This window comes from Pseudomonas sp. F2, from assembly GCF_057174385.1.
In genome coordinates this window covers 925416-951306 of the sequence record NZ_CM169904.1, presented here as the reverse complement: position 1 = coordinate 951306, position 25891 = coordinate 925416, and the positions used below count along the sequence as shown (strand labels likewise).

The following is a 25891-nucleotide window of genomic DNA, read 5'->3' as shown; positions in this document are numbered from 1 at the left end:
TTAACTACCTTAAAGGTTGAAGATGCCAAACTTCTTTAGTAACAGGATTATAAACCATCTCCATCGAGCCATTCGTATAACGAAAGAACCCTGCCATCCTATCCGGCGTAACCGTTGTTGCTGTTTTCAGGACCTCATCCGCCTGAACAAAAGGTGCCCCACGCCCAGTCGACCATAAGCGATTGTAGTAATACTCTGAGAATTTGAAAGGAGTTCCTTCCGCCTGGTAGAAACCATCAACCATCTTGATTTCTGGGAGACTACCTTTTGCACCACCTGCGACATCAATAATTGTTTCTGCCCCTCCCACTGCCTTGGAGGCCGTAAGGACTGGGAGAATCGCACCCGCGATGGCGCCACCATCTCCTAACGCATCAAGAAAAAGCTTACCCCATTGCCCTTGAAGCAGGTATTGCGACTTTTGAGTTTCTCCGGCTGTTTCCCGCAAACACGAGATAGTGCCGCAGCTCAGGTTCGCCATTTTTACGCTGACTAAAGTGAAAGCCTTACAGAACTCCGACTGACAATTCAGCAGCAACTTCTCTCCCAGGGTCTTGCTAGCCTGGTCAAATTGAGCCTGCTCAGCCTCATTGAAACCATTCTGGCTGTCGGCTATAGGCTTCCACTTGCTCAGCTCATTTTCCTGACATTGCACATCCTTCCCACACGCCTCTACCAACTGCTTGGAAATGGCCTCTTTCTGCGCATGGGTCAAGTAGTTATTAGCTGTAGCTTGCTGTGCCACCCATCCTGCAACTTGTTGATCTTTATCGCTTCCTCCCGCTGCGGCAGCTACCGTCATGCCCAGCAGTTGAGAGGTCATGGCCAATACTTGATCGTGCGCGGCACCCGGGAATATTTTCTCCCCGGCTAAGTCAATGAGTGCCTTGTTCGCGCCGGCAGCCAATGCGGAGGTTGCAAAGTCTCCACCGGCAGCTTCACCGATCAATCCACCGACAATCGCATGCACGGCGACTTTGGTTGGTAAACCACTGCCAAGAAGGCTATCACCGACTTTTTCGTAAATGGCACCGCTCAAGGCATCTGCCGCCAGGCCGATTACCGCCTGACTCAAGTTGTCTTTGAACTTCCCACCGTTGACAACAGTTTTCAGTGCCGAATTAACCGCCAATCGAACACCAATAGCCTGACCCGCAATGCCACCACTAACCCCAGCCGCTACATAGTTTTTCAGACTGTCGGTTGAAGTGACATCCTTGATAACTGCTCCCAGATTCCCTCCATTATTGATCGTACTGATCACTGCGCCACTGGCAGCAGACGTCAACACAGCAGTTGCAGCAATATTCGCCCAACCGGCGGCGGTCGCCGTGCCTGCAAGCGACGTTCCTGCAGCCGCCATGGCGGTTCCCGACCCTGCCGTCGCTCCAGCCGCCGTACCTACAGCGGCACTTGCTGCACCCGCAGTCAATGCGGTCACGATGATGATGATCGCCAACATCGCACCCTGACCAAGTCCCGAGTGGCTGTACTTGAAGCTCTCATGAGCCTCCTGCACCTTGCGCCAATCCACATCTCCGCGTTGCTCGGCGTCCTTCAACCAAGCTAACTGCGGATTAGCCTGCACCATTGTCTCGATGGTCTGACTCACCGTTTTCTGATCGATTTGCCTGATATCAATCTTCAGGCCATCGACAGCTCTGATCACCAGATTCCCCTCTGCGGTCAATTCACTTTGTCGCAGAGTTTCGTCGGTGTGTCCTTTACCCTTCATGGAGTTCCAAGACAGGCTGCTACTGCTTTTTTCGTGACTTTCCTGCTTGAGGTCCTTTACCCCTTCAAAGGTCACGGAACCACCGCTTTGCACCATCAGGTTGTTACCGCTATCAAGCTTCGCCACTTGATAGCGCTGATCACCACCACTGACCAAAATCAGGTCTCCACCTGTGGTGATTTCAGTGCCGACATGAGTGACGCTAGTGACTTCGTCGCGCTTGGTTTTTTTGCTGCCGAAGCTGCCCTTTTTCTTCATGTCATACAACGAGTAATCCGTGTCCTGCGCGGCAAGGATATCGATACGATCCCCGGCCACCAGATAAGCCTCATCCCCTGAGGTGATGCGGCTAGAGATCACCGCAAGATTCTGGCCCGCAGCCAACGCCACATCACCGCCTGCGGTAATACCGGACATGACCTGGCTGACGTGATCTTCCTGACGGGTAACTTTCTTATTCTTGGATAAAGAATGTTCTTCATCAGCGGCCGAACTAACAGTCAGGTTTTCGGTGGCTGACATCGCAAGGTCACGCTTGGCGTCGATCTGACTGGCGATGACTGTGAGATCACGACTCGCATCAGCCTTGAAGTCACGCCCAGCACCAATATCAGCACCCAATTGGGTGATGTCGCTGCTGTTGTGCCGATCGTCATGGAACACACTGTTGGTAACTTGCACCGACGACACGTTAATGTCGCGCCCCGCATTCAGGACCATGTCCTGGCCGCTTTTCATCACGCCACCGGTGATGTTGATGTCGTTGGCCGCTTTGACGGTCAGGTCATTGGCCGCTTCGATCCGTGCGGCGTTGTCGGCGTAGTCATGATGCTGGGTGCCGAATCGGGTGCTGTTGTCGGACGAGGTGATGGTCCGTTCGTTGATCACATCCCCGGTGCGAGTCGTCAGGTTCACGTCGCGCCCGGCGATGATCCCGCCGGACTTGTTGACGATATTGTTGGTCGCCAGCAGATCAAGACGGTTGCCCGCTTCGATCACTCCACTGTTGACCAGATCCTTGCCCGCCGTCGCCGACAGATTATTCGTCGCCTTCAACGTCCCGACGTTATCCAGGTTTTCACCGGCAATCAGCGTCACATCATTACCGGCAATCAGCGCCCCGGTAGGACCCAGACGACCATTGGCCTGCGCCAGATAAACCACCGGCACCAGCACTTTCTCACCGTTCACTTCGTGCTCTTCGAGCCAGACGATGTCGTGGGTCAGCGCGGCGACTTGCTGCGAGGTGAGGCCGACGCCTACCGACAGGTTGAGTGCATCCTTGCTGGCGATGGCGTTGTTCATCAGGTACTTGAACATGCCCTCGTTGGAGGTCTGGCCGTCGATGAACGCCTGGCCGGTGCGGGCGGTGACGGCTTGCTGGATCAGGCGTTGTTCGTAGAAGCCGTCGCCGAGACGCTTGGCGCTCTGGTCGGGGTCGTGGCCGAGTTTTTCCAGCAGGTAGTCGGAGCTCATGAACGACTTGAGGTCGGTCAGCACCGGGTTGGTTTCGATCAGGTATTTGTGCGCGTTGGACGGCGCCTTGGTGTCCGGCAGACCGGTGACGCGGGTCACCGGACGGGTGTCGATCGACTCCATGGCGTCGTTGCCACGGTCTTTCATGCCCGGGCCGGCGGGTTTCACCGGCACGTTGACGTCGACCGTGCTGGCCACGGCCTGCACGACACTCGGGGTGCGGTGGAACGTATCCACTGCGCGCGTACTGTCGGAGACTGCGGGCGGTGCATCAATGAAAAGATTGCGCGGGCCGCCGCTGCTTCCGGCTACTACGTGTGCCTCGGTAGTGACGGTTTGCCCACCTACGGTCCAGGTTGGCGCCGGGCCGGTCGCGGCGACTGGCGCGGTATCAGCGGCGCCCTGCCCGCTCAAGCGGAACAGACCATTCTCCCCGGTTGGCAGGGAGAAGCCTGGTAGGGACAGCGGGTTGACCTGCTGTTGGGCGAGGTCCGGCGGCAGTTGGCTGTTGATGCGGATAACGGTGGTGCCGGTGTTGCCGACGTTGGTGTTGCCAACTTTATTGGTACCGCCGGTAGAGCCGTAATCCTCGTGGATCACGCTGTTCTGCAGTTCCTTGGTAGCGGTGATCGAGACATTGCCGCCAGCCTGAATGACCGCGTTGCGACCCGCGACTGGACTGGTGCCGTCAGTGGCGACTTCTTTGTCAGAGGTCAGTGTGAAGCCCTGCAGTCTGGTCGGCATGTCGACCAGGTTATTCGGATCATATTGCGATTGCGGACTGGTGTTACCCCAGGCATAACCGGACAGGGTGAGGTCGCCCACCGACTTGTTTGTCACCGAGTCCTTGATCACGACCACCCGGGTCAGACCGCCGTCGTGACCAGGTTCCCGCCCCGTCGCCGAGGTGACGACGCCTTGAGCAAAGTTCCCGGTTCCGTCGATGTAATAGACGTTCGGAAAATCAGGGTTATTGCGCTGGTTGTACGCCACCACCTCAGGCATGAAGACATTGAACGAGCCTGAGTCGATCGCGCCGGTACGGAAGATTCGGGTGCGTTCGATGCTGCCACTCACCGCACCGACGTTCCGCATATTGTTGGCGTTGATGGTGATGTTGCCGGAAGCGCTGAGCGTACTTTTGCTGTTGAGGAATTCACCGCCGTTGAAGATGAAATCGCCACCGGCTGTCAGCAATGACGATGCCGTGGTGTCATTGTCCTGCCCACCTTCGAAGACTTCGTGAGCAATCAGATTGACGTCGTAGGTGCCTCCTGAACAATCGCCGCACTGAACGCCGATGAAGCCGGAAACCAGCTTACGACTCAGGGCGAAGCTCTGCGTACCGTCGTCTCCCGAGGTGCGGTTGGCGAAGTTGGCTGCGTCAATCTTGAAGGTCTTGCCGCTCTCCATCGAACCCGACAGGTTCGACACCTGACTGGCCTGTGCGGTCTCGTAACCCTTGATGGTCACATTCCCCAACCCGTAGAAATCACCGTTCTGGTTGGTCAGATTGCCCACACTGAGCGTCATGTCGTTGCCGCTGAAAATCAGCCCGCGATCATTGAGCAACGATGGCGTGCTGATGTTCAGGTTCTGCGCCGCCCCGAGGGTGCCGTAGTTGGTCACACTACCGGCATTGACGGTCAGGTCTTCACTGGAAGTGATGCGCCCGGCGTTGACGAGGGCCCCGCCCACACTGATGGTCGAGGTCGCACCCGCGGCGAAGCTGCCGTTCGCGCCGATGTTCATCTGTGCAGCAGAGAGGTAAGTCCCGCGCTGGCTCGACAGTCGGCCATTGCCGCTGTAGCTGCCGCTCAACTGCATATCGATCAGACCATCACTGGCGATCAAGCCGTCGTTGGTCCAGTTGCCGCCTCGCACCTGCAACACATCCGAGGCCAGCAACTTGCCGCTGGCGCTCTGGCTGAACTGCCGGACGTTGACGTTCAAGGTTCCGGCCTGAATCACGCTGGAGTTGTTCCAGGTATCGGCATTGAGTTCCAGCAGCCCACCAGTGGTGATGCTGCCCCCCGCACCGATCACATTGGCCGTGGAGATCTCGAACTTGCCGCGGCCGACGTGGTTGAGCTGACCGCCGTCATTGAGGAAGCTGCCGACGTTGACGGTCATGTCGGTGTTGGCGGTTTCCAGCACGCCGTTACGGTTGTCGAGTTGGCCGCCGATCTGCAAATCGGTCTTGCCCCAGTTGCCCAGCGAACGCAGACGACCATTCTGGTTGTTGACGCTGGCCGCCCTGACGGCGAGTTGCGTGTTGCTTTCAATGACACCCGCAACGTTGCCCAGTGCGCCGCTGAGGCCGAAGTCGATGCGCTCACCGGCAATCTGCCCGGCAGCGTTGTCCAGGTTGGTGCCGCTGACGCCCACCAGACCTTTGGCATAAAGCACACCGTTGCGGTTATCGAATCCGGCGGTGGCGATGTTTGCGTCTGTCGCTTGCGCGGAGATGCGTCCGCCGTTGTTGTCCAGCCCCGCCAATGCCGTCAGCTTCAGACCTTGCGCCTGAATGATGCCGCCCTGGCGGTTGTTGTTGAGGTCGTAGCCATTACGCAGCACACCCACCGTCCGCGCTTCGAGTGCGCCTTTGATGCTGGACAGGATGCCGCCGCGGTTATCGATGTTGGCGGCGTTGACGCTCACATCACCGTTTTGCGCGATGACTTTGCCGCTCTGGTTGTCGAGATTGCCGCTGACATCGAGGGTCAGGCCGTTTTCACTTTGCAGCGCGCCTTTGCCATTGTTCAGGCTCGCCGCCTTCAGTTGCAGGGCGGCGTTCTGGCTGTAGATCAAGCCGTCAGCGTTGTTGCGCACCGCGCCGCTGGCGGTGATTTGCAGCAGATCATTGGCGGCGATGGTGCCCTTGTTGCTGTTGTCCAGCGAGCCGGTCAAAAGCTCGAGGCTTTTCTGGCTGGCGATTTGGCCGTTCTGGTTACTCAGGTCGGTCACGCCTTTGATCTGCACCGGGCCTGCACCGGCCAATCGGCCGCCGTTGTTGTCGAGGTCGCCGCTGAGGTTGAGGGTGATCGCGTCGTTACTGGCGATCTGGCCGCCACTGTTGTCCAGTCGCGAAACCGTGGCGTTGATCGCCTGCTGCGCATTGATCGCGCCGTCGACGTTGGTCAGCGCCATGCTCAGCAGATCCAGCGCACCGTCGCTGGCGATCAAGCCGCCCTGACTGTTATTGAGCGCGCCGTTCAGCGTCAGGCTCTGCCCTGCTCCGCTGCTCAGAATGCCTTTGTTGCTGTTATCGAGGCTGCCGGCCTTGACGGTCAGGCTGCCCTCGGCAACCAGTGCACCGGCGCCACTGTTGAGCAACGCGTTCTGGAGCTCGACCGCGACATCACCGAATTTGCTCGAGAGTGTGCCGCTGTCGCGGTTGTCGAGGCTGTTGCCGCTGACGCTCAACCCTTGCCAGCCGGACAGCAAGCCCTTCTGGTTGGTCAGTGTGGTGCCGCGCAGCAAGAGTTTTTCGCCGCTGATCAACCTGCCGGCGTTGTTGTTCACGGCACGAGCGATGACGTCGAAACTCAGGTTGCTGGAGATCTCACCGCGCTGGTTGTTCAGGTCGCGCAGGCGCTTGAGGGTCAACGGTCCCTTGGCGGTGAGCAGGCCGTTCTGGTTGTCGAGGTCGCCATTGCCCAGGTCCAGCGTGATGGCTTGGTCGCCCAACAGGCGGCCGCCGTTCTGGGTCAACGAAGTCAGGGTCAGATCGATGTCACCCGCGGCGGAGACTTCACCGCCATTACTGGAGTCCAGACTGGTCGCGGTCAGCTTCAGATTGCCCTTGCTGTTGATCAAACCACTGTCACGGTTGTTCAGCGCCATCGCATTGAGCGTGACCGCGCTGACACCCAGCAGCGTGCCGCTCTGGTTGTTCAGATCGGCGCTGCTGATGTTCAGCGCCTGCGCGGCACTGATCAGACCGCTGGCGTCGTTGCGCAGCAGGCCATCGACCGTGAGTTCAAGATCGCCACGGCTGACCAGGCTGCCGCCGCTGTTGTTCAGGCTGCCCGCCCGCACATCGATCGACGCCGCGCCGATCAGGCCTTTGACGTTGTCCAGCGCGTTTGCGATGCGCAGGGTCAGGCCCTGATTGCTCAGGAGTTTGCCGTTGCTGTTGTCCAGGCTCTGCGCGGTCAGGGTGAACGCTTCAGTGCTGGAGATCGTACCGCCCTGGTTGTTGACGCCATTGAGTTGCTTGAGCAACAGAGTGCCAGGCGCGCTGATCACGCCGTTGATGTTGTTCAACTGGCCGTGATTCAGGTTCAGGTTCAGGCGCGTGTTGCTGAGCAGCTTGCCGCCCTGTTGATCGAAGCCGGTCACCGACGCGGTCAGTGCGCCCTGGCTGCCGATGCTGCCTGCATCGCTGTTGGTGACCTGGCCGGCGACGAGATCGAGCGTGTCGGCGCTGCTCAGCGAACCGCTGCTGTTATCGAAGTCACCGGTCGTGACCGTGACCGCGCCTTTGCCGCTGAGGGTGCCCTTCTGCCGGTTATCCAGGCCAGTACTTTTCAGCACGAGGGCGCCATCGGTGACGATCCGGCCGCCCTGGTTATCGACCTTGCCAGTGCTGTCGAGGATGAGATCTGCAGCGCTGGACAGGCTGCCGCCAGTGTTGCTCAGTTGCGCGGAAGTGACGGTCAGCGCGCCTTCGCTGCTGACTTTGCCGAGGTGGTTGGTGAAGTCGCCGCTGAGGTTCAGCAGCATGTCCTGCTGGCTGAGCAATTCACCGCCGCTGTTGTCCAGCGTACGACCTTGCAGCTTCAGCAGCGTGCCCGTATCGATCAGGCCTTTGTTGCGGTTTAGCAACTGATCGACCGTGAGCGTCAATGCCTTGCTGGTGAAAACCTTGCCGCCATCGCTGTTATCGAGTTTTTTACCGGTCAGCAACAGATCGCTGTTGGTGGTGATTTCACCGCCACGGTTGTCCAGTTCATCGACCGTCAGGGTCATGGCTTTGGTCGAACCGAGCAAGCCACCCTGGCGGTTGTCGAGGGTCTCGGCGCTGAGTTTGAGTACGCCGGTGGCGATCAGTTGAGCGTTCTGGTTGTTCAGGCTTTTTACCTGAATGGACGCATCGGACTTGCCGGCAATGCTGCCCTGCTGGTTGACCAGCGTATCGGCGGTCAGCGTCAGTTCACCGTCGGCGATGAGTGTGCCGGACTGGTTGTTCAAGGTCTTGTCGGTGGTCAGCACCAGTGGGCCGCGACTGCTGATCAAGCCATTCTGGTTGTCGAGGCTCACGGAATGGCTGTCGAGTGCCGCCGCAGAAATCACGCCTTTGAGGTTATTCAGCGCTGCCGCAATGCGCAGCGTCAGCCCTTGCTGGCTGATCAGCTTGCCGTTGCTGTTGTCCAGGTTGGTGGCCGCAAGCGTGAATGCTTGCTGGCTGGAGATCTCGCCGCGCTGGTTGTTCACGCCATTGAGGTTTTTCAGCAGCAGCGTGCCGGGCGCGTTGATCAGACCGTTCTGGTTGTTCAATTGGCCGTGGTTCAAATCAAGGGTCAGGTCTGCCTTGCTGAACAGCTCGCCACCCTGCTGATCCAGCCCGGTGACCGATACGTTCAACGCTTGCTGGCTGGCAATCCGGCCAGTGGCGTTGTTGACCTGAGCGGCCTTGAGCGTCAGAGACGCTTCACTGGTGAGTTTGCCGCCCAGGCTGTTGTCGAAGTCGCCGGTATCGACATGACTGGCGCCTTTGGCACTGATCAAACCTTTCTGGCTGTTATCGAGACTGGCGCTGGTCAGGGTCAACGTGTTGTCGGTGCCGATCGAACCCGCCCGATTGAGTACCAGGCCACGGCTGGTTACCGACAAGACGCCGGCTGTGCTCAGGCTACCGGCACTGTTGTCGAATCGGCCGAGATTGGCCGTCAGCGTGCCCTCGCTGCTGATAGTGCCCTGCGCGTTGATCAGGGCATCGTCGAGGGTAATCACCAGGCCGTTGAGGCTGTTGAGGCGACCGCCGCTGTTATCCAGGCTGCTGCCAGTAAGCGTGGTTGCGCCCTTGGCGCTGATCAGGCCTTTATTCAGGTTGATCAGTTCCGCCACGGCGAGCCCCAGATCGGTGCCGGCCAGCAGCTTGCCGCTGTCGCTGTTGTCCAGGCGCTGGCCTTTGATGTTCAGCAGCAGACTGCTGGAGATTTCGCCGTTACGGTTGTCGATGTCGTCGACCGTCAGGGTCAGCGCTTTTGTGGTGCCGACCAGACCGCCATTGCGGTTGTCGAGGGTCTTGCCGGTCAGGCTCAGATTGCCCTGAGCGACCAGCGCACCGCCCTGTTGTTGCAGCAAACCGATGATCGCCGTGAGATCGCTCTGGCTGGAGATCCGACCTGCGGCGTTTTGCACTTCGCCCGCGTTGAGGCTGACTGGACCGACCGCACTGATGAGTCCGCCGCTGTTGTCCAGACGTGTGCCGGTGTAGGCAATACCGGACTTGCCGGTGATCTGGCCCTTGTCGCGGTTGTCCAGGCGGTCGACGTTAAGTGTCAATTGCTGATCGGCCTGGATCACGCCGGCACGGTTGTCCGCGGTATCGCTGCGCAGTGCCAGGGTGGTTTTACCGATGAGTTTGCCGTCGCGGTTGTCGAGGCTGCCGGTTTGCGCATCGATGGCGCCCTTGGCAGTGATCTCGCCTTTGTTGCGGTTGTCGAGCAGACCGCGCACGCGCAAGGTCAGGCCGCCGTCGCTGACCAGCACACCGCCATCGCGGTTATCGAGGCTGGCAGCCTGCAGGTTCACCGATTGTCCCGAGCCGAGCACGCCGTCGCGGTTGTCCAGCGCGCCACTGAGGTCGAGATTCAACCCCAGATCGCCAAGGATCTGACCGCTGCGATTGTTCACTGTCGCCGCGCTGAATCGGGTGACACCGCTACTGGAAACCTCACCATTGCTGTTGTCCAGCAGACCGAGGCTACCGGTCAGGTTGCCCGCGCTGTGAATCAACCCTTGAGTATTGAGGACTTGATTGGCGTTGACGTTCAGCGTCGCGTTGCCGAGCACGCGGCCGCTGCTGCGGTTGTCCAGCGTACCGGCGCTGATCGTGGTGCTTTGACCGCTCAACGTACCGCCCTGATTGTTCAGGGTTTGCGCGGTGCTGACAGTGAGACTGCGGCTGGCGACCAGACTCTTGCCAGTGTTGTCGAGACGCTGCGCACTCAGGTTCAGATCACCGTTGCCGTTGCGCCCGCCGTCGGCATTGACCCCGGCTTCGATGACGCCGCCGTTGGTCAATTGTCCGCCGGCACTCAAGGCAATACTGTCGCGGGCCGCGAGGGTTTGCCGGTTGGTCAGATTGCCTTGGGTCTGCACGTTCAATGCCGTGCCGGCATACACCGGCCCGCGCGCATCGAGACTGGCAGCCTTGACGTTGACCGCACCGGTCGCCGAGGTATCGACAAGGCTTAATTGACCGTTGGCATCAAGCTGAATATCGCCACCGCTGGCAATCAGTTTGCCGTCGAGCTTCACGCCGACCCCGGACTCGGTGCCCACCAGTTTGATCGCCCCGGCATACATCCCGCCGAGTGCCGAGGAGTCGATTGCCAGTTGCGGTTTGGCGCTGCCATCATCGGCGCGGGCGGTGGCGTTCAAGGTCTGCGCGTTGACGTCATTGCGACCGGCAACGATGGTCAGGTTCTGCGCCTGCAGTTGCGCGTTGATCTTCGCACTGCGGGTGATAATCTCGAAACGGTCGACGTTGCTCGCATTGAGGCCGGCGCCTTCGATGGCGACGCTGCCCTGGTCGACCTGGAAGCGATCCAGACGGCCGTTATCCAGCACCGGTTTGCCGGTGCTCAGCGTCACGCGGGGTGCATTGATGAAGCCGCAACCGTTGCAAGTGATGCCGTACGGGTTGGCGACAATCACCCGCGCCGACTGCCCCGCCACCTCGGTGTAACCGCGCAACTGGCTCGGGTTGCCGCTGATGACTTCGTTGAGAATCGCTTGCGCCGAACCGCTGTTTTTCAGGTTCGGGTTGCCGATGATGTGCCCGGCCAACTGGGTGTTCGAGGTTTGCGTCGAGCCGTTGTTGAGGATGACGCCCTGCGCGCCGACGTTGTAATCGTGGAATTGGTTATGCGAAAGGCCGCTGCCGTTGGGCGTGGCGATGTTGATGATCGGCACGCCATTGCCGGCCCGATCCAGCGCGGTGTTCGGGTTGGCCACGACAATGCCGTCGGCCTGCGCCCACATCGGTTGCCAGAACATGACGTTCGCCAGCAGGAACGCCAGCCCGCGCTTGGGCATGCCCAGAAACGACTCACGGTTTTTTACGGCCGCAGAAGGCTGGCCTGCAAGGAAGGCGAACTGACGAACATCCATGTCGATGGTCTCGAAGAATTTGAATTAGATGAAAAAGTCGAGGCGGAAATAAATCGGCGCTTCACGCTCGGTCAGCACGTCCGGGCGTTCGAGGGAGTGCGCAAAGGTCACGCTGGCGGCCACGTGCTCGCCACGGGCGAACAGTTCCAGCGAGTTGCTCGACATGCGCCCGTGCTGATCACCATTGTAGCGGTCGCCGCGAATCACGCCCTGGTCGTAACCGAGGCTGGTGCCGTATTCAGCGAACACCGGACGCAGCCATTCGGCCGTCACCGGACGGCTCCAGCGCAGGTCGTTGCGCCAGTAACCGCCGCTGTCGCCGGACAGCGACTGATCCTTGTAGCCACGGATCGACGACAGCCCGCCGAGGCTGGTGCGTTGTGAACTGAACAGCACGTCCTCGCTGCGCTGGCCGGTCATCAGGCTGCTGAAGCTGAAGGATTCGCCCCACACTTTGAACGGTTGCAGATAGCTCAGGGTTGCGGTGTATTTGCGGTAGCGTGCGTCCGGTTCGCCCGGGCCTGGATCGTGGCTGCCCTGCGCGTCGAACGCGCCGATGCCTTCCTGCATGCCGGCGTCGAAGTTGACGAAGGCGCTGCCGATGCGGCGACCGTGGTTGAAGCCGAACTGCGCTTCGCTGATGCGGTTGCTGCTCAGCTTGAGCTTGCTGTCTTCGATGTAGTTGTTGGTGCGCAGGTAGGACAGGCCGGCGCTGAGCGAGGTCTTGCTCACCGAGTCGCGATGGATCACCCGCTCGGCGCGCAGCTGATGGTTTTCGCTGTCGCCGGTCTGCTTGAAGTTGTAGCCGTTGGCGGCGATCTGCGAGCGGTAGTCGCTCTGGCTGTAGGTGTAGCTGAAGTTCCACCAGCCCCACGGCAGGTTGTAATTGAGCATGGCGTTGCTGGAGGTGTGCTGGTGGTCAGTCATTGCATCGTGACCGCCGCGCAGGCTCAACTGATCGGCCAGGCCCAGCGGGCTGTCCCAATCGAAAGTGGTGCCCCACTGCTGTTCACCGGTGCTGCGTTGGCCGTCGTTGCTGCGCGACAGTCCGGCACGCCATGGCTTCTGCGGGTTATTGGTGACCAGCACTTCACTGCCGCCGACGTTCTTGCCCGGCGCCAGCTCCATCTTGGCCTGATTGGACGGCAGGCGATTGAGCTGATCGACCATCTGCTCGATCTCGCGCAGGTTGACCAGTTCGCCGGACTTGCCGGGAAAGGCCATCGCCAGTTCGCGCTGCGAAAGCTGGCTGTTCTCGGCGCCCTTCATGCCTTCGAGTTTGCCTTCGACCACCAGCACTTTCAGGTGCCCGCCGGACAGATCCTGCTGCGGCAGGTAGGCGCGGCTGGTGACCAAGCCTTTCTCGATGTAATGGTCGGTGATGACTTTCAGCAGCTCGTTGAGCTGGGGTACACCAAGGCACTGGTCGATGTAGGGCTTGAGCAGACGGGTTTTGTCGCTGTCGGACAGACTGTCGGCGCCCTTGAGCTCGATGTCCTTGATCGGGAAACAACGGGTGTCGGTGGGCGCCGCTGGTTGCGCTGGACCTGCCTCTTTGCCGGGCAGATTTTTCAGGTCTTCAAGACGCCGCTGCTGCTCTTCGAGCAGGCGATTTTGGCGATCGCGGATCAGGTCGGTCTCACCGGGGGTCGGTGCAGCGAAAGCTATTTGAAGCGGAGACAGGCACAGCAAAGCTACGCACAACCTCGCCACGAGGGCGGGTGGATACATGTTCGATCCCTCGAGACGGAATGACATCAAAATAGTGGCGCGATATTAGATGGCCATCATTTTGACGTCAAACAAACATTTCGACCGTTTGTCGGGTTTGTAACAGGGATTGAACAATCGACGCGGTTGCGGTTTTCCGGGGTTAATCCCTGGTTCAGTGCGCAACGCCCAACTTCGTCGCCACGTCCTGCGGTGCCAGCAGGCGGCCATCCGCTGAACGCAATTCCAGCTTCCTGATCGGCTGCCGCTGCTGCGCGTCAACCATCACCGAACCCGCCTCCCCCGGCGCATACAGGTGTTCGCCGCCCCACTGCGACAGCGCAACGATCACCGTCTGCAAGGCCTTGCCGCGTTCGGTCAGCACGTATTCCTTATAGGCACCGCCATCGGCGGCCGGCACGGTTTGCAGGATCCCCTGCTCAACTAAGGCCTTGAGCCGGGCGCTGAGCATGTTCTTGGCGATGTCCAGATTCTTCTGAAAATCACTGAAGCGGCGGATGCCCTCCAGCGCATCGCGGATGATCAGCAGCGACCACCAGTCGCCGATCAAATCCAGCGTACGGGCGACCGGGCAGGCGTTGCCGTGCAGGCTTTTGCGCTTCACAGGGTGTTTCTCCGTCAAATCCAGCGTGTGGTTGCATTTTACAACTGTGTTCGCGGAAAAGAACCACGCCGCCAGCGCAGCACCTGCATACAAGTGGCCACGGTCGATTGCGCGGATAGTGAATCCTGCTTTTACAGCCCCTCCCCAACGCGTACTCAAGCAAGGAGTTTCCATGAGCACATTCACTACCGATGACGGCACACAGATCTATTTCAAGGACTGGGGCAGCGGCAAGCCCGTGCTGTTCAGCCATGGCTGGCCGCTGGATGCCGACATGTGGGAATACCAGATGGAATACCTGAGCAGTCGCGGCTACCGCACGATTGCCTTCGACCGTCGTGGTTTCGGCCGCTCGGATCAACCGTGGAGCGGCTACGACTACGACACCTTCGCCGACGACATCGCGCAACTGATCAAACACCTCGACCTGCGCGACGTGACGCTGGTCGGCTTCTCCATGGGTGGCGGCGACGTCAGTCGCTACATCGCCCGCCACGGCAGCGAGCGCGTTGCCGGGCTGGTGCTGCTTGGCGCGGTGACGCCACTGTTCGGCAAGAAGGCCGATTACCCGCAGGGCGTCGACACCTCGGTGTTCGACGGGATCAAGGCCGGCCTGCTCAAGGATCGCGCGCAGTTCATCGCGGACTTCGCCGCGCCATTCTACGGCACCAATCAGGGCCAGAAAGTGTCCGATGGCGTGCTCACGCAAACCCTGAACATCGCCCTGCTCGCCTCGCTGAAAGGCACCGTGGATTGCGTCACCGCGTTTTCGCAAACCGACTTCCGCCCGGACATGGCGAAGATCGACGTGCCGACTCTGGTAATCCACGGTGACGGCGATCAGATCGTGCCGTTCGAAACCACCGGCAAACAGGCGGCGGCGATGATCAAGGGCGCCGAGCTGAAAGTCTACGCTGGCGCGCCCCATGGTTTTGCCGTGACCCACGCCGAGGCGCTGAATGAGGATCTGTTGGCCTTCCTCAACCGCTGACGATCATCGGCGCGACGATCGTCTGCGATGACGTGTCCGCCTGGCTCAATCCGCCATCAACGCTGCCAGTGCCAACGCGTTACCCAGCGCGGCACCACTGGCGGTGTTGTCGAAGATGCACCAGACCGCGGCGCCCTCTGCTGCCGCGACCTGCATCTGCTCTGCCAGCGCTTGCAGATAACGCTCGTTGTAGGCGCTGTGGTAGATGCGTGGCGAACCGTGCAATCGCCAATAACGCACCCCTGTCCAGCCCTGCGCCGAACCATCGGTACTGATCCGCGACGGATCGACCATGGCCTGGGCAATCCGATACGCCTGCAGCATCGGCGCTGCCGTTACCCATGACTCATGCCGTGGCTCAAGCACCACGGCACCGGCGAAGCGTTGGCGCAACGCCACGAAAAACGCCTCTGCGCTTGTCGGTTCAAAGGCCAGCGACGGTGGCAGTTGCACCAGCAAGCATCCCAGCCGATCGGCCAGCCCCTCGCACTGCCCGAGAAATTCGTCCAGCGCTTGATCACAGTCCCGCAGACGCCATTCATGAGTGATCTGCTTTGGCACTTTCACTGAAAAGCGAAAGCCCGGCGGCACCGAATCCGCCCAGCGCGCATAGGTCTGACGCCGATGCGGACGATAAAACGAGCTGTTGATTTCCACGCAGTCAAACCGCGCCGCGTAACGCTGCAGATGCGTACCCTCGGCCGGAAACTGCGGCCAATACTCGCGCCCCAGACTCCAGCCCGCGCAACCGATGAACATCAAAAAAGCACCTTCGCTGCTTCACCCATGAAAATCTCCACGGTCCTCGTTCACAGATTCAGGACACAACGAAATACCTTGGGAGCTGGCTTGCCAGCGAAGGCGTCGACACCTCCACAATCGCTGCACCTGACACAACGCTTTCGCGAGCAAGCTCGCTCCCACAGGGTTCTGCGGCGCTCACAGATTTGGGACACGACGAAATACCTGTGGGAGCTGGCTTGCCAGCGAAGGCGTCGACACCTCCACAATTGCTGCACCTGACACAACGCTTTCGCGAGCAAGCTCGCTCCCACAGGGTTCAGCGGTGCTCACAGATTTGGAGCGCGACGAAGCGCCTGCACGATTATTTTTTGCCGGGGAGGACGCTGGCCAGTACCTGCTTGGCGGCTTGCACGATCACCCCCGCCTCGTCAGAGTCGCCCTTGAGCAAGGTCGTGGCAAACTTCTTCGCCTGTTCGAGTTTGATGTGTGGCGGCAAGGGCGGCACGTTGGGGTCGGTCTTGAACTCGATCAGCACCGGTACGTCCGAGGCCAGCGCCTGCTCCCAGGTGGCAGCGACGTCCTCGTCGCGGTCGACGAAAATCCCTTTCAGGCCGATGGAAATGGCGAACAGGTGATACGGCACATCGGGAATGCTCTGCGAGGCTTCGAACTTCGGATCGCCTTCCATCACCCGCTGCTCCCAGGTGACCTGATTCAGATCCTCGTTGTTGAACACCGCGCAGATCCATTTCGGGCTGCTCCATTGGCGCCAGTATTTGGCGACGGTGATCAGCTCGGCCATGTTGTTCATCTGCATCGCGCCGTCACCCACCAGCGCAATCACCGCACGCTCGGGGTGCGCAAACTTGGCGGCGATCGCATACGGCACGGCTGCGCCCATCGAGGCCAAGCCACCGGACAGCGAACATTGCATGCCACGACGGATCTTCAGGTCACGGGCGTACCAGTTGGCGCACGAACCCGAGTCACTGGTAATGATCGCCTGCTCCGGCAGGCGCGGTGACAGTTCATACACCACCCGCTGCGGATTGATCGGATCGGCTTTGGACATCGCGCGTTTTTCCAGGGTCTTCTCCCAGGTGCTGCGCCAACCTTCGATTTTCTTGCGCCACTTGTGCGAGGTTTTCTGTTCGAGCAACGGCAGCAGCGCAGCGAGGGTTTCGGCGGAGTCACCGACCAGATTGACCTCCATTGGGTAACGCAGGCTCAGCATGTCCGGCTGCAGGTCGATTTGCACGCCACGCGCCTGACCTTCCTTGGGCAGAAATTCGGCATAGGGAAAGCCCGAGCCGATCATCAACAAGGTGTCGCATTCACTCATCATTTTGTAGCTCGGCTCGGTGCCCAGCAGGCCGATACTGCCGGTGACCCACGGCAAATCGTCCGGCAGCGCGGCCTTGCCGAGCAACGCCTTGGCCACGCCAGCACCGAGTTTTTCCGCGATGGCGATCACTTCATCCGTCGCTTGCAACGCGCCAGCGCCGACCAGAATCGCGACTTTTTCACCGCTGTTCAAAACGTCGGCGGCGCGCTGCAGATCCGCCTCGTAGGGCAGCACTTTCGGCTTGGTGTATCCGACGCCGGAATGCGCAGTGCCGTGTGCCCGCGCCGGTGACTCGTACGCAAGATCCTGCAAATCATTGGGCAGAATGATCGCCGTCACCCGCCGCTCGCCAACCGCCGTACGCACGGCACGATCGAGCAGATGACGCACCTGCGACGGCGCCGAGGCCTGCTGCACAAAGGACCCGGCCACGTCCTTGAACATCGAGACCAGATCCAGCTCCTGCTGGTAATGACTGCCGAGCGCCGTCCGCGCCTGCTGACCGACTATCGCCAGCACCGGCTGGTGATCCATGCGCGCGTCGTACAGACCGGTGATCAGGTGCGAAGCGCCGGGCCCCGACGTGGCGATGCACACGCCCAGTTCGCCAGTGAATTTGGCGTGGGCCGACGCCATGAACGCGGCCATTTCTTCGTGTCGGGCCTGAACGAATTCGATCTTGCCATTGGCTCGGGCGAGCGCGCCGAATACGCCATTGATGCCGTCTCCCGGATAACCAAAAATCCGCGTGACGCCCCATTGGCTGAGCCGCTCAACCAGAAAATCGCCCACTGTCGTCGTCATTTCGTTCCTCGCCTGTCACCGATGCATGAAGCCTGCCCGGCGAGATATTCGCCGGGCGGTACATGGGTCTGGACAGTCGGGACGCGCGCGAAGTTTCGATTGTTTTTACCCGACGGCATTGCCGAACCGCTCCCTCTGGGAGCTGCCGGAGGCTGCGATCTTCTGAGGTTGTTTTTGGTGCATGCAGGAACGAGCGGCGATGACGCCTGACCCATTGACTGCAGCCCCTCTGTCGTCAAGGCTTCAGATCATCCACGAGCGGTGGGCTGCACGCACTCATCTGCCGGGCAATCCACTCGCGAAAAAGCATGGCATTGGCGCTCTGTTCGAAGGGTCGCGGTGACAGCAGGCAATAGCTCGAACCGTCCCGCACAAAGCCGAACGGCGCGATCAACTGGCCGGACTTGAGTTCGTCCTGCACCATGAGAAACGACGCCATTCCGACGCCCAGCCCGGCCAGCGCGGCCTGAATGCACAGGTAGAAATGCTCGTAATCGACCCGACTGACACCCGATGCGTTCATGCCAGCCAGTCGCATCCAGTTGTCCCACGCCTGCGGGCGCGTCTTGCTGTGCAGCAGGCAGGCGCCACGCAAATGATCACCGTCAGGTCGACTGGACGGCACGCAGACCGGGCCGATCCACTCTTCACAAAGGGTCACGCCGTGCACGGTTTCGTCCCAATGGAAATCGTCACGGCGGATCGCCAGATCCACCCCTGAACGAGCGAAGTCGATCGGCCCGCCGGCCGTCAGCAGTTGCACCTGCAACTGTGGATGCGCGCTGTGGAAGTCGGGCAGTCGCGGGATCAGCCATTTCATGGCGATGGTCGGCTCGCAGGACACCACCAGCACGTCATCGTGGACTTCGCGTTGCAGGCGATAAACCGTGCTCTGCAACTGCTCGAACATCGGCGCGGTGACATTGAACAGCAAGCGCCCGGCATGGTTGAGAAAGATCGCGCGGTTACGCCGCTCGAACAATTCGACCCCGATCGCCTCCTCCAGCAAACGCACCTGGCGGCTGACTGCGCCGTGGGTGACGTGCAGCAGTTCGGCAGCCTTGACGAAACTCTGGGTCTGGGCGGCGGTGTTGAAGAAGCGAAAGGCAGCCAGCGGAGGCAGGTTCATATAGGCGATGATTTCTCACAGGTTTTCGCGACTATAAATCGTTTTTTTTGCCCGTGACAATTCCCCATCATGGCGCCATTCGGAGCCTGCCGCATCCCTCCAAACATTTGCAAGAATGACTGCGGACAGTGCATCTGTGAAATCAAGTAGCGCAAATGACGCGATGGAGCGTAGGCATGAATGAACTGTTTCTGGTAATCGCCATCACCCTTCTGGCGGTGATCAGCCCGGGCCCGGACTTTGCCATGGTCACTCGCAACAGCTATGCCTACGGCCGACGCAGTGGTCTGCTCGCTGCGCTGGGCATCGCCTGTGGCGTGCAGGTTCATGTGTTCTACACGGTGTTCGGGGTGGCGCTGATCATCACCCAATCGCCATTGCTGTTCTGGATGATGAAGCTGTTGGGCGCCGCATACCTGATCTATCTGGGCATCAAGTCCTTTACCAATCAATCGGTGCTGATATTTTCCGATGCGAGCGCTTCGGTGCCCCGAGCCTGGAAAGTGTTCTGCTCAGGTTTTCTGACCAATGCACTGAATCCGAAAACCATGATGTTTGTGGTGGCGGCCTACAGCCAGGTGGTGGAGCCTGGCAGTTCGCTGACGGTGAACTTTGCCTATGGCTTGTTCATGTCGGTCATTCATTGGCTGTGGTTCAGTCTGGTTGCGCTGTTTTTCTCCACTGAACGGTTACGCCGTCGCCTGCTGGAAAAACAGCGGCTCCTCGACAAGTTCATCGGGATTGCGCTGATGGGACTGGCGGCGTGTTTGATCATTCCGGGGGTTGCGCAGTCTTGAGCTAGAGCGTTTATGCTGTCGTGTCTGATATCCGTCAGGTCATTCTCGGCAAGTTCACCATGAGGCCCATTTCATGAGTAAAGCGCCCTACGCTCCGCCCAAGGTCTGGAAACACGAAGCGCCGTCCGGCGGCCATTTCGCCAGCATCAATCGCCCGATTGCCGGGCCGACGCATGACAAGACATTGCCTGTCGGCAAACATCCGCTGCAGCTGTATTCCCTGGCGACCCCCAATGGCGTGAAGGTGACCATCCTTCTGGAGGAGCTGTTGGCGTTGGGGCATTCCGGGGCCGAATATGACGCCTGGCTGATCCGCATCAACGAGGGCGATCAGTTCTCCAGCGGTTTTGTCGAGATCAATCCGAACTCGAAAATTCCGGCGCTGCTCGACCGCAGCGCACAGCCGCCGATTCGGGTGTTCGAGTCCGGTTCGATCCTGCTGTATCTGGCGGAAAAGTTCGGCGCCTTCCTGCCCAAAGACCCGGCTGGCCGCACGGAAACCCTGAACTGGCTGTTCTGGCAGATGGGCTCTGCGCCTTATCTGGGCGGCGGCTTCGGGCACTTCTATGCGTATGCGCCGGAGAAGCTCGAATACCCGATCAACCGCTTCACCATGGAAACCAAGCGTCAGCTCGATGTGCTCGACCGACGCCTCAAGGAAAGTCGCTACCTGGCCGGCGACAGCTACACCATCGCCGACATCGCGGTCTGGCCGTGGTACGGCCAACTGGTGCGGAACAATGTGTATTCAGCCGCCGAATTTCTGGCGGCCCACGAATACACCCACGTGCAGCGCTGGGCAGAGGACATTGCCCAACGCCCTGCGGTGATTCGTGGCCAGCGCGTCAATCGCACCTGGGGTGACGAGGCGAGCCAGGTTGCCGAGCGGCATCAGGCCAGCGATCTGGATTGACGCCACAATCCCACAAAGATTTGTACTGGACAGGGGCATCCCGCTTCACAGCAACCTTTGTGGGAGCGAGCTTGCTCGCGAAGGCGCCAAGTCAGTCAACACTGACATAACAGACCTACCGCTTTCGCGAGCAAGCTCGCTCCCACAGGGAATTCGGGTTGGACTTGAGGATTTGTGAATCCTCAGCAATTACAGTGAGACCACACCACCACTGTCGTCAAAGGATCTGCAATGCCTGCTGGAAAACGAGAACTGGCGCGGATCGAGCGGCGCTTGATTGCCACGCTCACCGACGCATGTGAAACCGCAAAAGCTGAAATCCAGGGCTTCACCTGGCTGACCCACACCGCTGACCTGAACGCGTTGGCGGCGACCCTGAAAGTAATCTGGGTGTTCGATACTGAGGCCAACAAAAATCTCGCCCTCACACAAGCCAAAGCGCGGATCTTCGAACTGACGGCCACCGCGCTGAGGGAGGCCGATATCGACCTGCCCGCATCAGAGCGCAACGTGTGTTTCGACTCCGAGGAGGCATGCCAACGCACGCACGGTGGCAACTGGCGTGAGCGTCTGGCGCAAAATACGCGAGGGCAACGGTGACACCCTGCTTTCGATCAGCTTGGCTATCATCGCTCGCAGCAGGCTTCTCTCAGAGACAGTGAAACCATGGAACAGTCCAGACCAGATCCAGATTCCGATTGGGTAGTGCGCAGCACACAGCCGGGGCGGATAGAACGTATCGAAGCCCGGTTTGGCGGCCATGGCTACCACCCACATCGGCACGATACTTACTCGATCGGTCGCACCCTCTCTGGCGTGCAAAGCTTTCACTACAAGGGCAGCCTGCGCCACGGCTTACCGGGTAACACCTTGCTCCTGCATCCTGATGAACTGCACGATGGCATGGCCGGGACCGAAGCGGGGTTTCGCTATCGAATGGCCTATATCGATCCGGCTTTGATTCAGCAGGTGTTGAAGGGTGAACCGCTACCCTTCATCGCCGGCGGTCTGTCCAGCGACCCGCGCCTGTATCGCGCCAGTGAAGCGTTCGTGCAGGCGATGGATTACTCGCTTGATCCGCTGGAAGAACAGGACGCCCTGTTTGATCTGGCAATGGCCCTGCGCGCCGTGGCCGGCAAACCTCGCGGGCGCAAACTGCTCGATTACCCGGCAGCCGAGCGCGCAAGGGAATTCATCATGGCTCACCTGCACCAGAGCATTACGCTGGAAATGCTGGAGCACGCCAGCGGCCGTGAAAGGTGGAGCCTCTCTCGGGACTTCAGAGTGCTGTTTGGCACCAGCCCCTATCGTTTCGTGACCCTGCGTCGCCTGGATATATTGCGCACGCTGCTGCTTGACCGATTCTCGCTGGTGGATGCCGCACTGGCTGCGGGTTTTCACGACCAAAGTCATATGACCCGGCACTTCACCCGCACATATGGGGTATCTCCGTCGCGTTGGCTGGAACGCGTCCTGGGGCAAAGGCAACTTGCAGGATCGTACAAGCATCGCCAATAACCCCTCCGCTAGGCTGACGGCTCCTGTCTGATAGAGGATTTGTCATGCCACATACCAGCAAAGTACCAGCACTGCACGCCATCAATCTGGCGCAGAAATCCGCGCTGATCGATCAGCAGTGGAGCCCCCGTGTGGTCGCCGAAATGAATGACTACCAGTTCAAAGTGGTTCGCATCGAAGGTGAATTCATCTGGCACTCCCACCCGGAAACAGATGAGGCCTTTATTGTGATCGAGGGCACGCTGCGGATCGACCTGCCCCATGGCAGCGTATACGTCGAACCGGGTGAGCTGTACGTCGTGCCGCGCGGGATCGAACATCGGACGGCAGCGGAAGGAGAAGCGCGCCTGATGATGATCGAGCCTCGGGGGGTGCGTAACACCGGGCACGAAGGTGGCGAGCGCACGGCTGACAACGACATCTGGATCTGAGCAGGAGGCGCCGTGATGCTGCGATGCGACGGCGCCATTGTTTGAGTATCTAGTCGTTGGTTTGCCGCTGATAATGCGCCATTAGCTTGTCGAGGAACTCGAACAGTTTCAAGTTCATCTGCTCATAAGCGTTGGTGCGAAGCGCCGCGGGCTGCTGAACGAAACGACAATCCAGCGCCGCCGCGAGCTCGTCAGGGGACGCGGCAATCAAACGCTCCACGACCTCCGCCGTGAACTCCATGTGGCACTGGAAGCCGTAGACCAGATCGCCGTATTCGACAATCTGACGGGGGCAGCCCTCACTGACGGCGAGGACCTTCGCCTGCGCCGTCAGCCCCGGCATATCGTTGTGCCAATGACCGACGTCGAGCGCATCGCCGAAGTGCGCCACCTTGGCGTTGTTCTTGCCCGCCTCGGTCAAGGTGATCGGAAAATTGCCAATCTCCTTTTCCGGGCTGTGACCATGCGCAGCACCCAGCGCTTCGCCGAGCAATTGCGCCCCCAGGCAAACGCCTACCACTGCCTTGTTCGCGTTAATCGCTCTAACGATCAGGTCGCACTCGGCAGCCGCATCGAAATGCGGGCATTCCTCTTTGCTCGTCGCCGGCGATTGCGGGCCGCCCAACACCACCAGCAGGTCGATGTTTTCGACGCTCGCGGGCAAGGCCTCAAACGCATGTACCCGCGAATAACTCGCTTCATGGCCACGTTCGCGTACCCAGGTTTCATAGGCGCCGGGCGATTCGAATGCTTCGTGAACCACGAAATGAACGTTCATTGGAAATCCTTGATGAGGGGCTGGAGGAGTGATGCGCCAAAGACTATATGACACACAGTGTCATTGGCAAATCCGTTGCTGGAGCAGAGCTGCCAACTCCACGATCACTCTCGCACTTCTCTCAACCGACCACGTTCGACTCGACAAAATGCACGTGTGCAGCACTGCGCCCCGCTAACCAGGCGAGCACCGACGCAATCACCAACACCGCCGCGCTGAGCTCGAAGGTGGCTTTGTAACCGCTCAGATCAAACGCCAGACCACCGACGATGGCCCCTCCGGCGATTGCCAGTTGCACGATGGCCACGAGCAAGCCTCCGCCAGCTTCGGCATCCTCCGGGAGTGTTTGCGCCAGCCATGTCCACCAGCCCACGGGCGCCGCCGTGGCGACCAGTCCCCACAGTCCGAGCAGCACCGCAGTCAGCAGCGGTGATGCGCCGAAGTTGACCAGCGCCAGGGCGATGAGCGCCATCATCAGCGGGATAACCGTCAGCGTGCGGTACAGGCCGGTGCCGAGGAATCTTTCGATCACAAAGGTCCCGATGAAACCGGCAAGCCCCAGTCCCAGCAGCATCAAGGACAGGGTTGAGACGCTGACCCCGGTGACCTCCTCCAGAAAGGGCCGCAGGTAGGTGAACAGCATGAATTGCCCCATGAAAAATACGCTGACAGCGACCATCCCCAAAGCGACCGGCCATTGCTTCATCAGCCGCAGGGCGTTGCCGCTACCGGCCTGACGCTCGAGCTTGAAGGACGGCAGACTGATCAGCAGCCATATGGCCGCCAGCGCGGCGACCGGAACCACACAGAAGAACGCGCCGCGCCAGCCTATCAACGATCCGAGGAAGCTGCCCGCCGGAGCAGCGATTACGGTCGCCAGCGCGTTACCGCCGTTGACAATGGCCAGTGCCCGGGACACTTGATCCGGCTGCACCAGCCGCATCGCGGTCGCCGCCGACAACGACCAGAAACCGCCAATGGCGATGCCGATCAGGGCCCGCCCGAACATGAACGAAGGGTAGCCCGGCGCGAACGCGACCACCGTCCCCGAGACGATCATCAGCAAGGTCAGCCCCAGCAACAGCGTCTTGCGCTCGATGCGAGCAGCGACCGCTGCAATCACCAGGCTGGTCACCAGGGCGAACGCACCGGACACGGAAATCCCCTGCCCGGCCTGGCCTTCGGTGATGTGCAGTTCGGCGGCAATCGGCGTCAGCAGACTGACCGGCATGAATTCTGAAGCGACCAGAGCGAAGGCGGACAACGACATGGCCAGCACCGCGCTCCAGCCACGCTGTTCTGTGGAAAGGGAGGTCATGGGAACTACCTGTATGGCGAGAGGCGTCCGGGCGATTGCCCCGACGAACTGTTTTCACGGTGCGAGGATCGCGTTGTCGAATCGCGTCTCTCCCGTAATGGTTTGACACATTCTCCCGGTCGATCCACCTCCGCCCTAGTGCATTCCTCTTGAATGCTTGCCTGATCCTCTGAGGTTGCGGGGTGGTGTATAGGAAACGCCTGTGCAGCGGATTAGAGTTCGAGCAACAGGAGTTGTCCGACATGATCCCTACCCCGCTGCGCCCCGCATCACCTTTGGCGTTGAACATTGACTCGCGCGTGAGCGTGCCGGGTGACGTCGCCACGCCGATACCCGGCCTGTCGCTGTTTCGTCGCGATCAGCCGGCGCCACCGACCGTGTGCATGATCGAGCCGAGCCTGATTCTGGTGGGCCGTGGGGAAAAGCGTTTGTGGGTCGGCGGTGAGGGTTACCGCTACGACCCTTCGCGGTTTCTGGTCACCTCGCTGGATCTGCCCGCCAATTCCGAAGTGATGCTTGCCAACCCCGAACAGCCCTGTGTCGGGCTGGTGCTGAAACTGGATGTCGGCATGCTCGCCGAGATCCTCAGCAAAGGTGGTTTGCCTGCGAAACGGCAGCCGTCGATGAACGCGGGCGCTGGCATTGGCAGCATGTCGTCCGCGCTGGAAGGCGCGCTTGAGCGCCTGCTGGCATTGCTCGACGAACCTGAAGCGATCCCGGTACTGGCGCCGCTGGTGCTGCGGGAAATCCACTATCGGCTGCTCCATACCGATCAAGGCGCGCGGCTGCGGCAGATCACGGCCGTCGATGGCCAGGGTTATCGCATCGCCAAAGCCATCGACTGGCTCAAGGTCAACTACAGCACAGCGCTGCGCATCGATGAGCTGGCGGCGCGAGTGCAGATGAGCGCGCCGACCTTTCACCACCACTTCCGCCAGCTCACCGGCATGAGCCCGCTGCAGTACCAGAAATGGCTGCGATTGAACGAGGCGCGCCGGTTGATGTGGATGGAGCGTCTGGACGTTTCGCGAGCGGCGTTTGCGGTCGGCTATGAAAGTCCCTCGCAGTTCAGCCGCGAATACACACGCCTGTATGGCACCGCACCCAGTCGGGACATCGCGCTGCTGCGTGGCGAACCCTTCGCCGCAGAAGCGCTGGGTAACGCGGCCAGTTGAGCAAGAACACGCTTTACCGGTGAGGCGCCGCGCAGCGTTTCACCGCTTATAAAAAT

General features: G+C 60.2%; 15 protein-coding genes. 7 read left to right on the top strand and 8 right to left on the bottom strand.

Annotated features, from left to right (window positions below; all coding sequences use genetic code 11):
- Positions 1 to 4: 4 nt before the first annotated feature.
- From AC193Q_RS04170 to AC193Q_RS04160, 3 genes are all read right to left on the bottom strand, one after another.
- Positions 5 to 11557, bottom strand: coding sequence for a two-partner secretion domain-containing protein (locus tag AC193Q_RS04170; RefSeq protein WP_483879181.1), 11553 nt, complete (start codon positions 11555 to 11557; stop codon positions 5 to 7).
- Positions 11558 to 11581: 24 nt separating this feature from the next.
- Positions 11582 to 13288, bottom strand: coding sequence for a ShlB/FhaC/HecB family hemolysin secretion/activation protein (locus AC193Q_RS04165; protein WP_483879180.1), 1707 nt, complete (start codon positions 13286 to 13288; stop codon positions 11582 to 11584).
- Between the two features lie 154 nt (positions 13289 to 13442).
- A complete protein-coding gene (locus AC193Q_RS04160) occupies positions 13443 to 13892 on the bottom strand; it encodes a winged helix-turn-helix transcriptional regulator (RefSeq protein ID WP_121184992.1) in 450 nt (149 codons plus the stop codon).
- A 172-nt stretch (positions 13893 to 14064) separates the two neighbouring features.
- Between AC193Q_RS04160 and AC193Q_RS04155 the strand changes: the two genes are divergently transcribed.
- A complete protein-coding gene (locus AC193Q_RS04155; RefSeq protein ID WP_483879179.1) occupies positions 14065 to 14883 on the top strand; it encodes an alpha/beta fold hydrolase in 819 nt (272 codons plus the stop codon).
- 45 nt (positions 14884 to 14928) lie between these two features.
- Here AC193Q_RS04155 and AC193Q_RS04150 read toward each other — a convergent pair whose 3' ends face one another.
- The 3 genes from AC193Q_RS04150 to AC193Q_RS04140 all read right to left on the bottom strand — a co-directional run bounded on the left by AC193Q_RS04150 (position 14929) and on the right by AC193Q_RS04140 (position 18905).
- On the bottom strand, positions 14929 to 15642 hold the full coding sequence (locus tag AC193Q_RS04150) for a DUF72 domain-containing protein (protein ID WP_483879178.1): 714 nt from the start codon (positions 15640 to 15642) through the stop codon (positions 14929 to 14931).
- A gap of 346 nt (positions 15643 to 15988) precedes the next feature.
- Positions 15989 to 17776 carry a thiamine pyrophosphate-requiring protein gene (locus tag AC193Q_RS04145; RefSeq protein ID WP_483879177.1) on the bottom strand — a complete coding sequence of 596 codons (1788 nt, stop codon included), beginning with the start codon at positions 17774 to 17776 and terminating at the stop codon, positions 15989 to 15991.
- Between the two features lie 235 nt (positions 17777 to 18011).
- On the bottom strand, positions 18012 to 18905 hold the full coding sequence (locus tag AC193Q_RS04140) for a LysR substrate-binding domain-containing protein (protein WP_121184984.1): 894 nt from the start codon (positions 18903 to 18905) through the stop codon (positions 18012 to 18014).
- 176 nt (positions 18906 to 19081) lie between these two features.
- Between AC193Q_RS04140 and AC193Q_RS04135 the strand changes: the two genes are divergently transcribed.
- The 5 genes from AC193Q_RS04135 (at position 19082) to AC193Q_RS04115 (ending at position 22564) form a co-directional block, all read left to right on the top strand.
- A complete protein-coding gene (locus AC193Q_RS04135) occupies positions 19082 to 19702 on the top strand; it encodes a LysE family transporter (RefSeq protein ID WP_121184982.1) in 621 nt (206 codons plus the stop codon).
- Positions 19703 to 19775: 73 nt separating this feature from the next.
- Entirely contained in the window at positions 19776 to 20615 is an 840-nt protein-coding gene (gene yghU, locus AC193Q_RS04130; protein WP_483879176.1) for a glutathione-dependent disulfide-bond oxidoreductase, read from the top strand.
- Between the two features lie 231 nt (positions 20616 to 20846).
- On the top strand, positions 20847 to 21215 hold the full coding sequence (locus AC193Q_RS04125; protein WP_095666830.1) for a hypothetical protein: 369 nt from the start codon (positions 20847 to 20849) through the stop codon (positions 21213 to 21215).
- 66 nt (positions 21216 to 21281) lie between these two features.
- The gene (locus AC193Q_RS04120; RefSeq protein WP_131670230.1) at positions 21282 to 22133 is read left to right on the top strand and encodes an AraC family transcriptional regulator; all 852 of its coding nucleotides are present in this window, start codon (positions 21282 to 21284) and stop codon (positions 22131 to 22133) included.
- A gap of 44 nt (positions 22134 to 22177) precedes the next feature.
- A complete protein-coding gene (locus AC193Q_RS04115; protein ID WP_121184976.1) occupies positions 22178 to 22564 on the top strand; it encodes a cupin domain-containing protein in 387 nt (128 codons plus the stop codon).
- Between the two features lie 49 nt (positions 22565 to 22613).
- Here AC193Q_RS04115 and AC193Q_RS04110 read toward each other — a convergent pair whose 3' ends face one another.
- Positions 22614 to 23342, bottom strand: coding sequence for a type 1 glutamine amidotransferase (locus tag AC193Q_RS04110; RefSeq protein WP_483879175.1), 729 nt, complete (start codon positions 23340 to 23342; stop codon positions 22614 to 22616).
- A gap of 121 nt (positions 23343 to 23463) precedes the next feature.
- Positions 23464 to 24660, bottom strand: coding sequence for an MFS transporter (locus tag AC193Q_RS04105; RefSeq protein WP_483879174.1), 1197 nt, complete (start codon positions 24658 to 24660; stop codon positions 23464 to 23466).
- 242 nt (positions 24661 to 24902) lie between these two features.
- On the opposite strand from AC193Q_RS04105, the gene AC193Q_RS04100 reads away from it, so the two are divergent.
- Positions 24903 to 25835, top strand: coding sequence for an AraC family transcriptional regulator (locus tag AC193Q_RS04100; protein ID WP_483879173.1), 933 nt, complete (start codon positions 24903 to 24905; stop codon positions 25833 to 25835).
- The last annotated feature ends 56 nt before the right edge of the window (positions 25836 to 25891 follow it).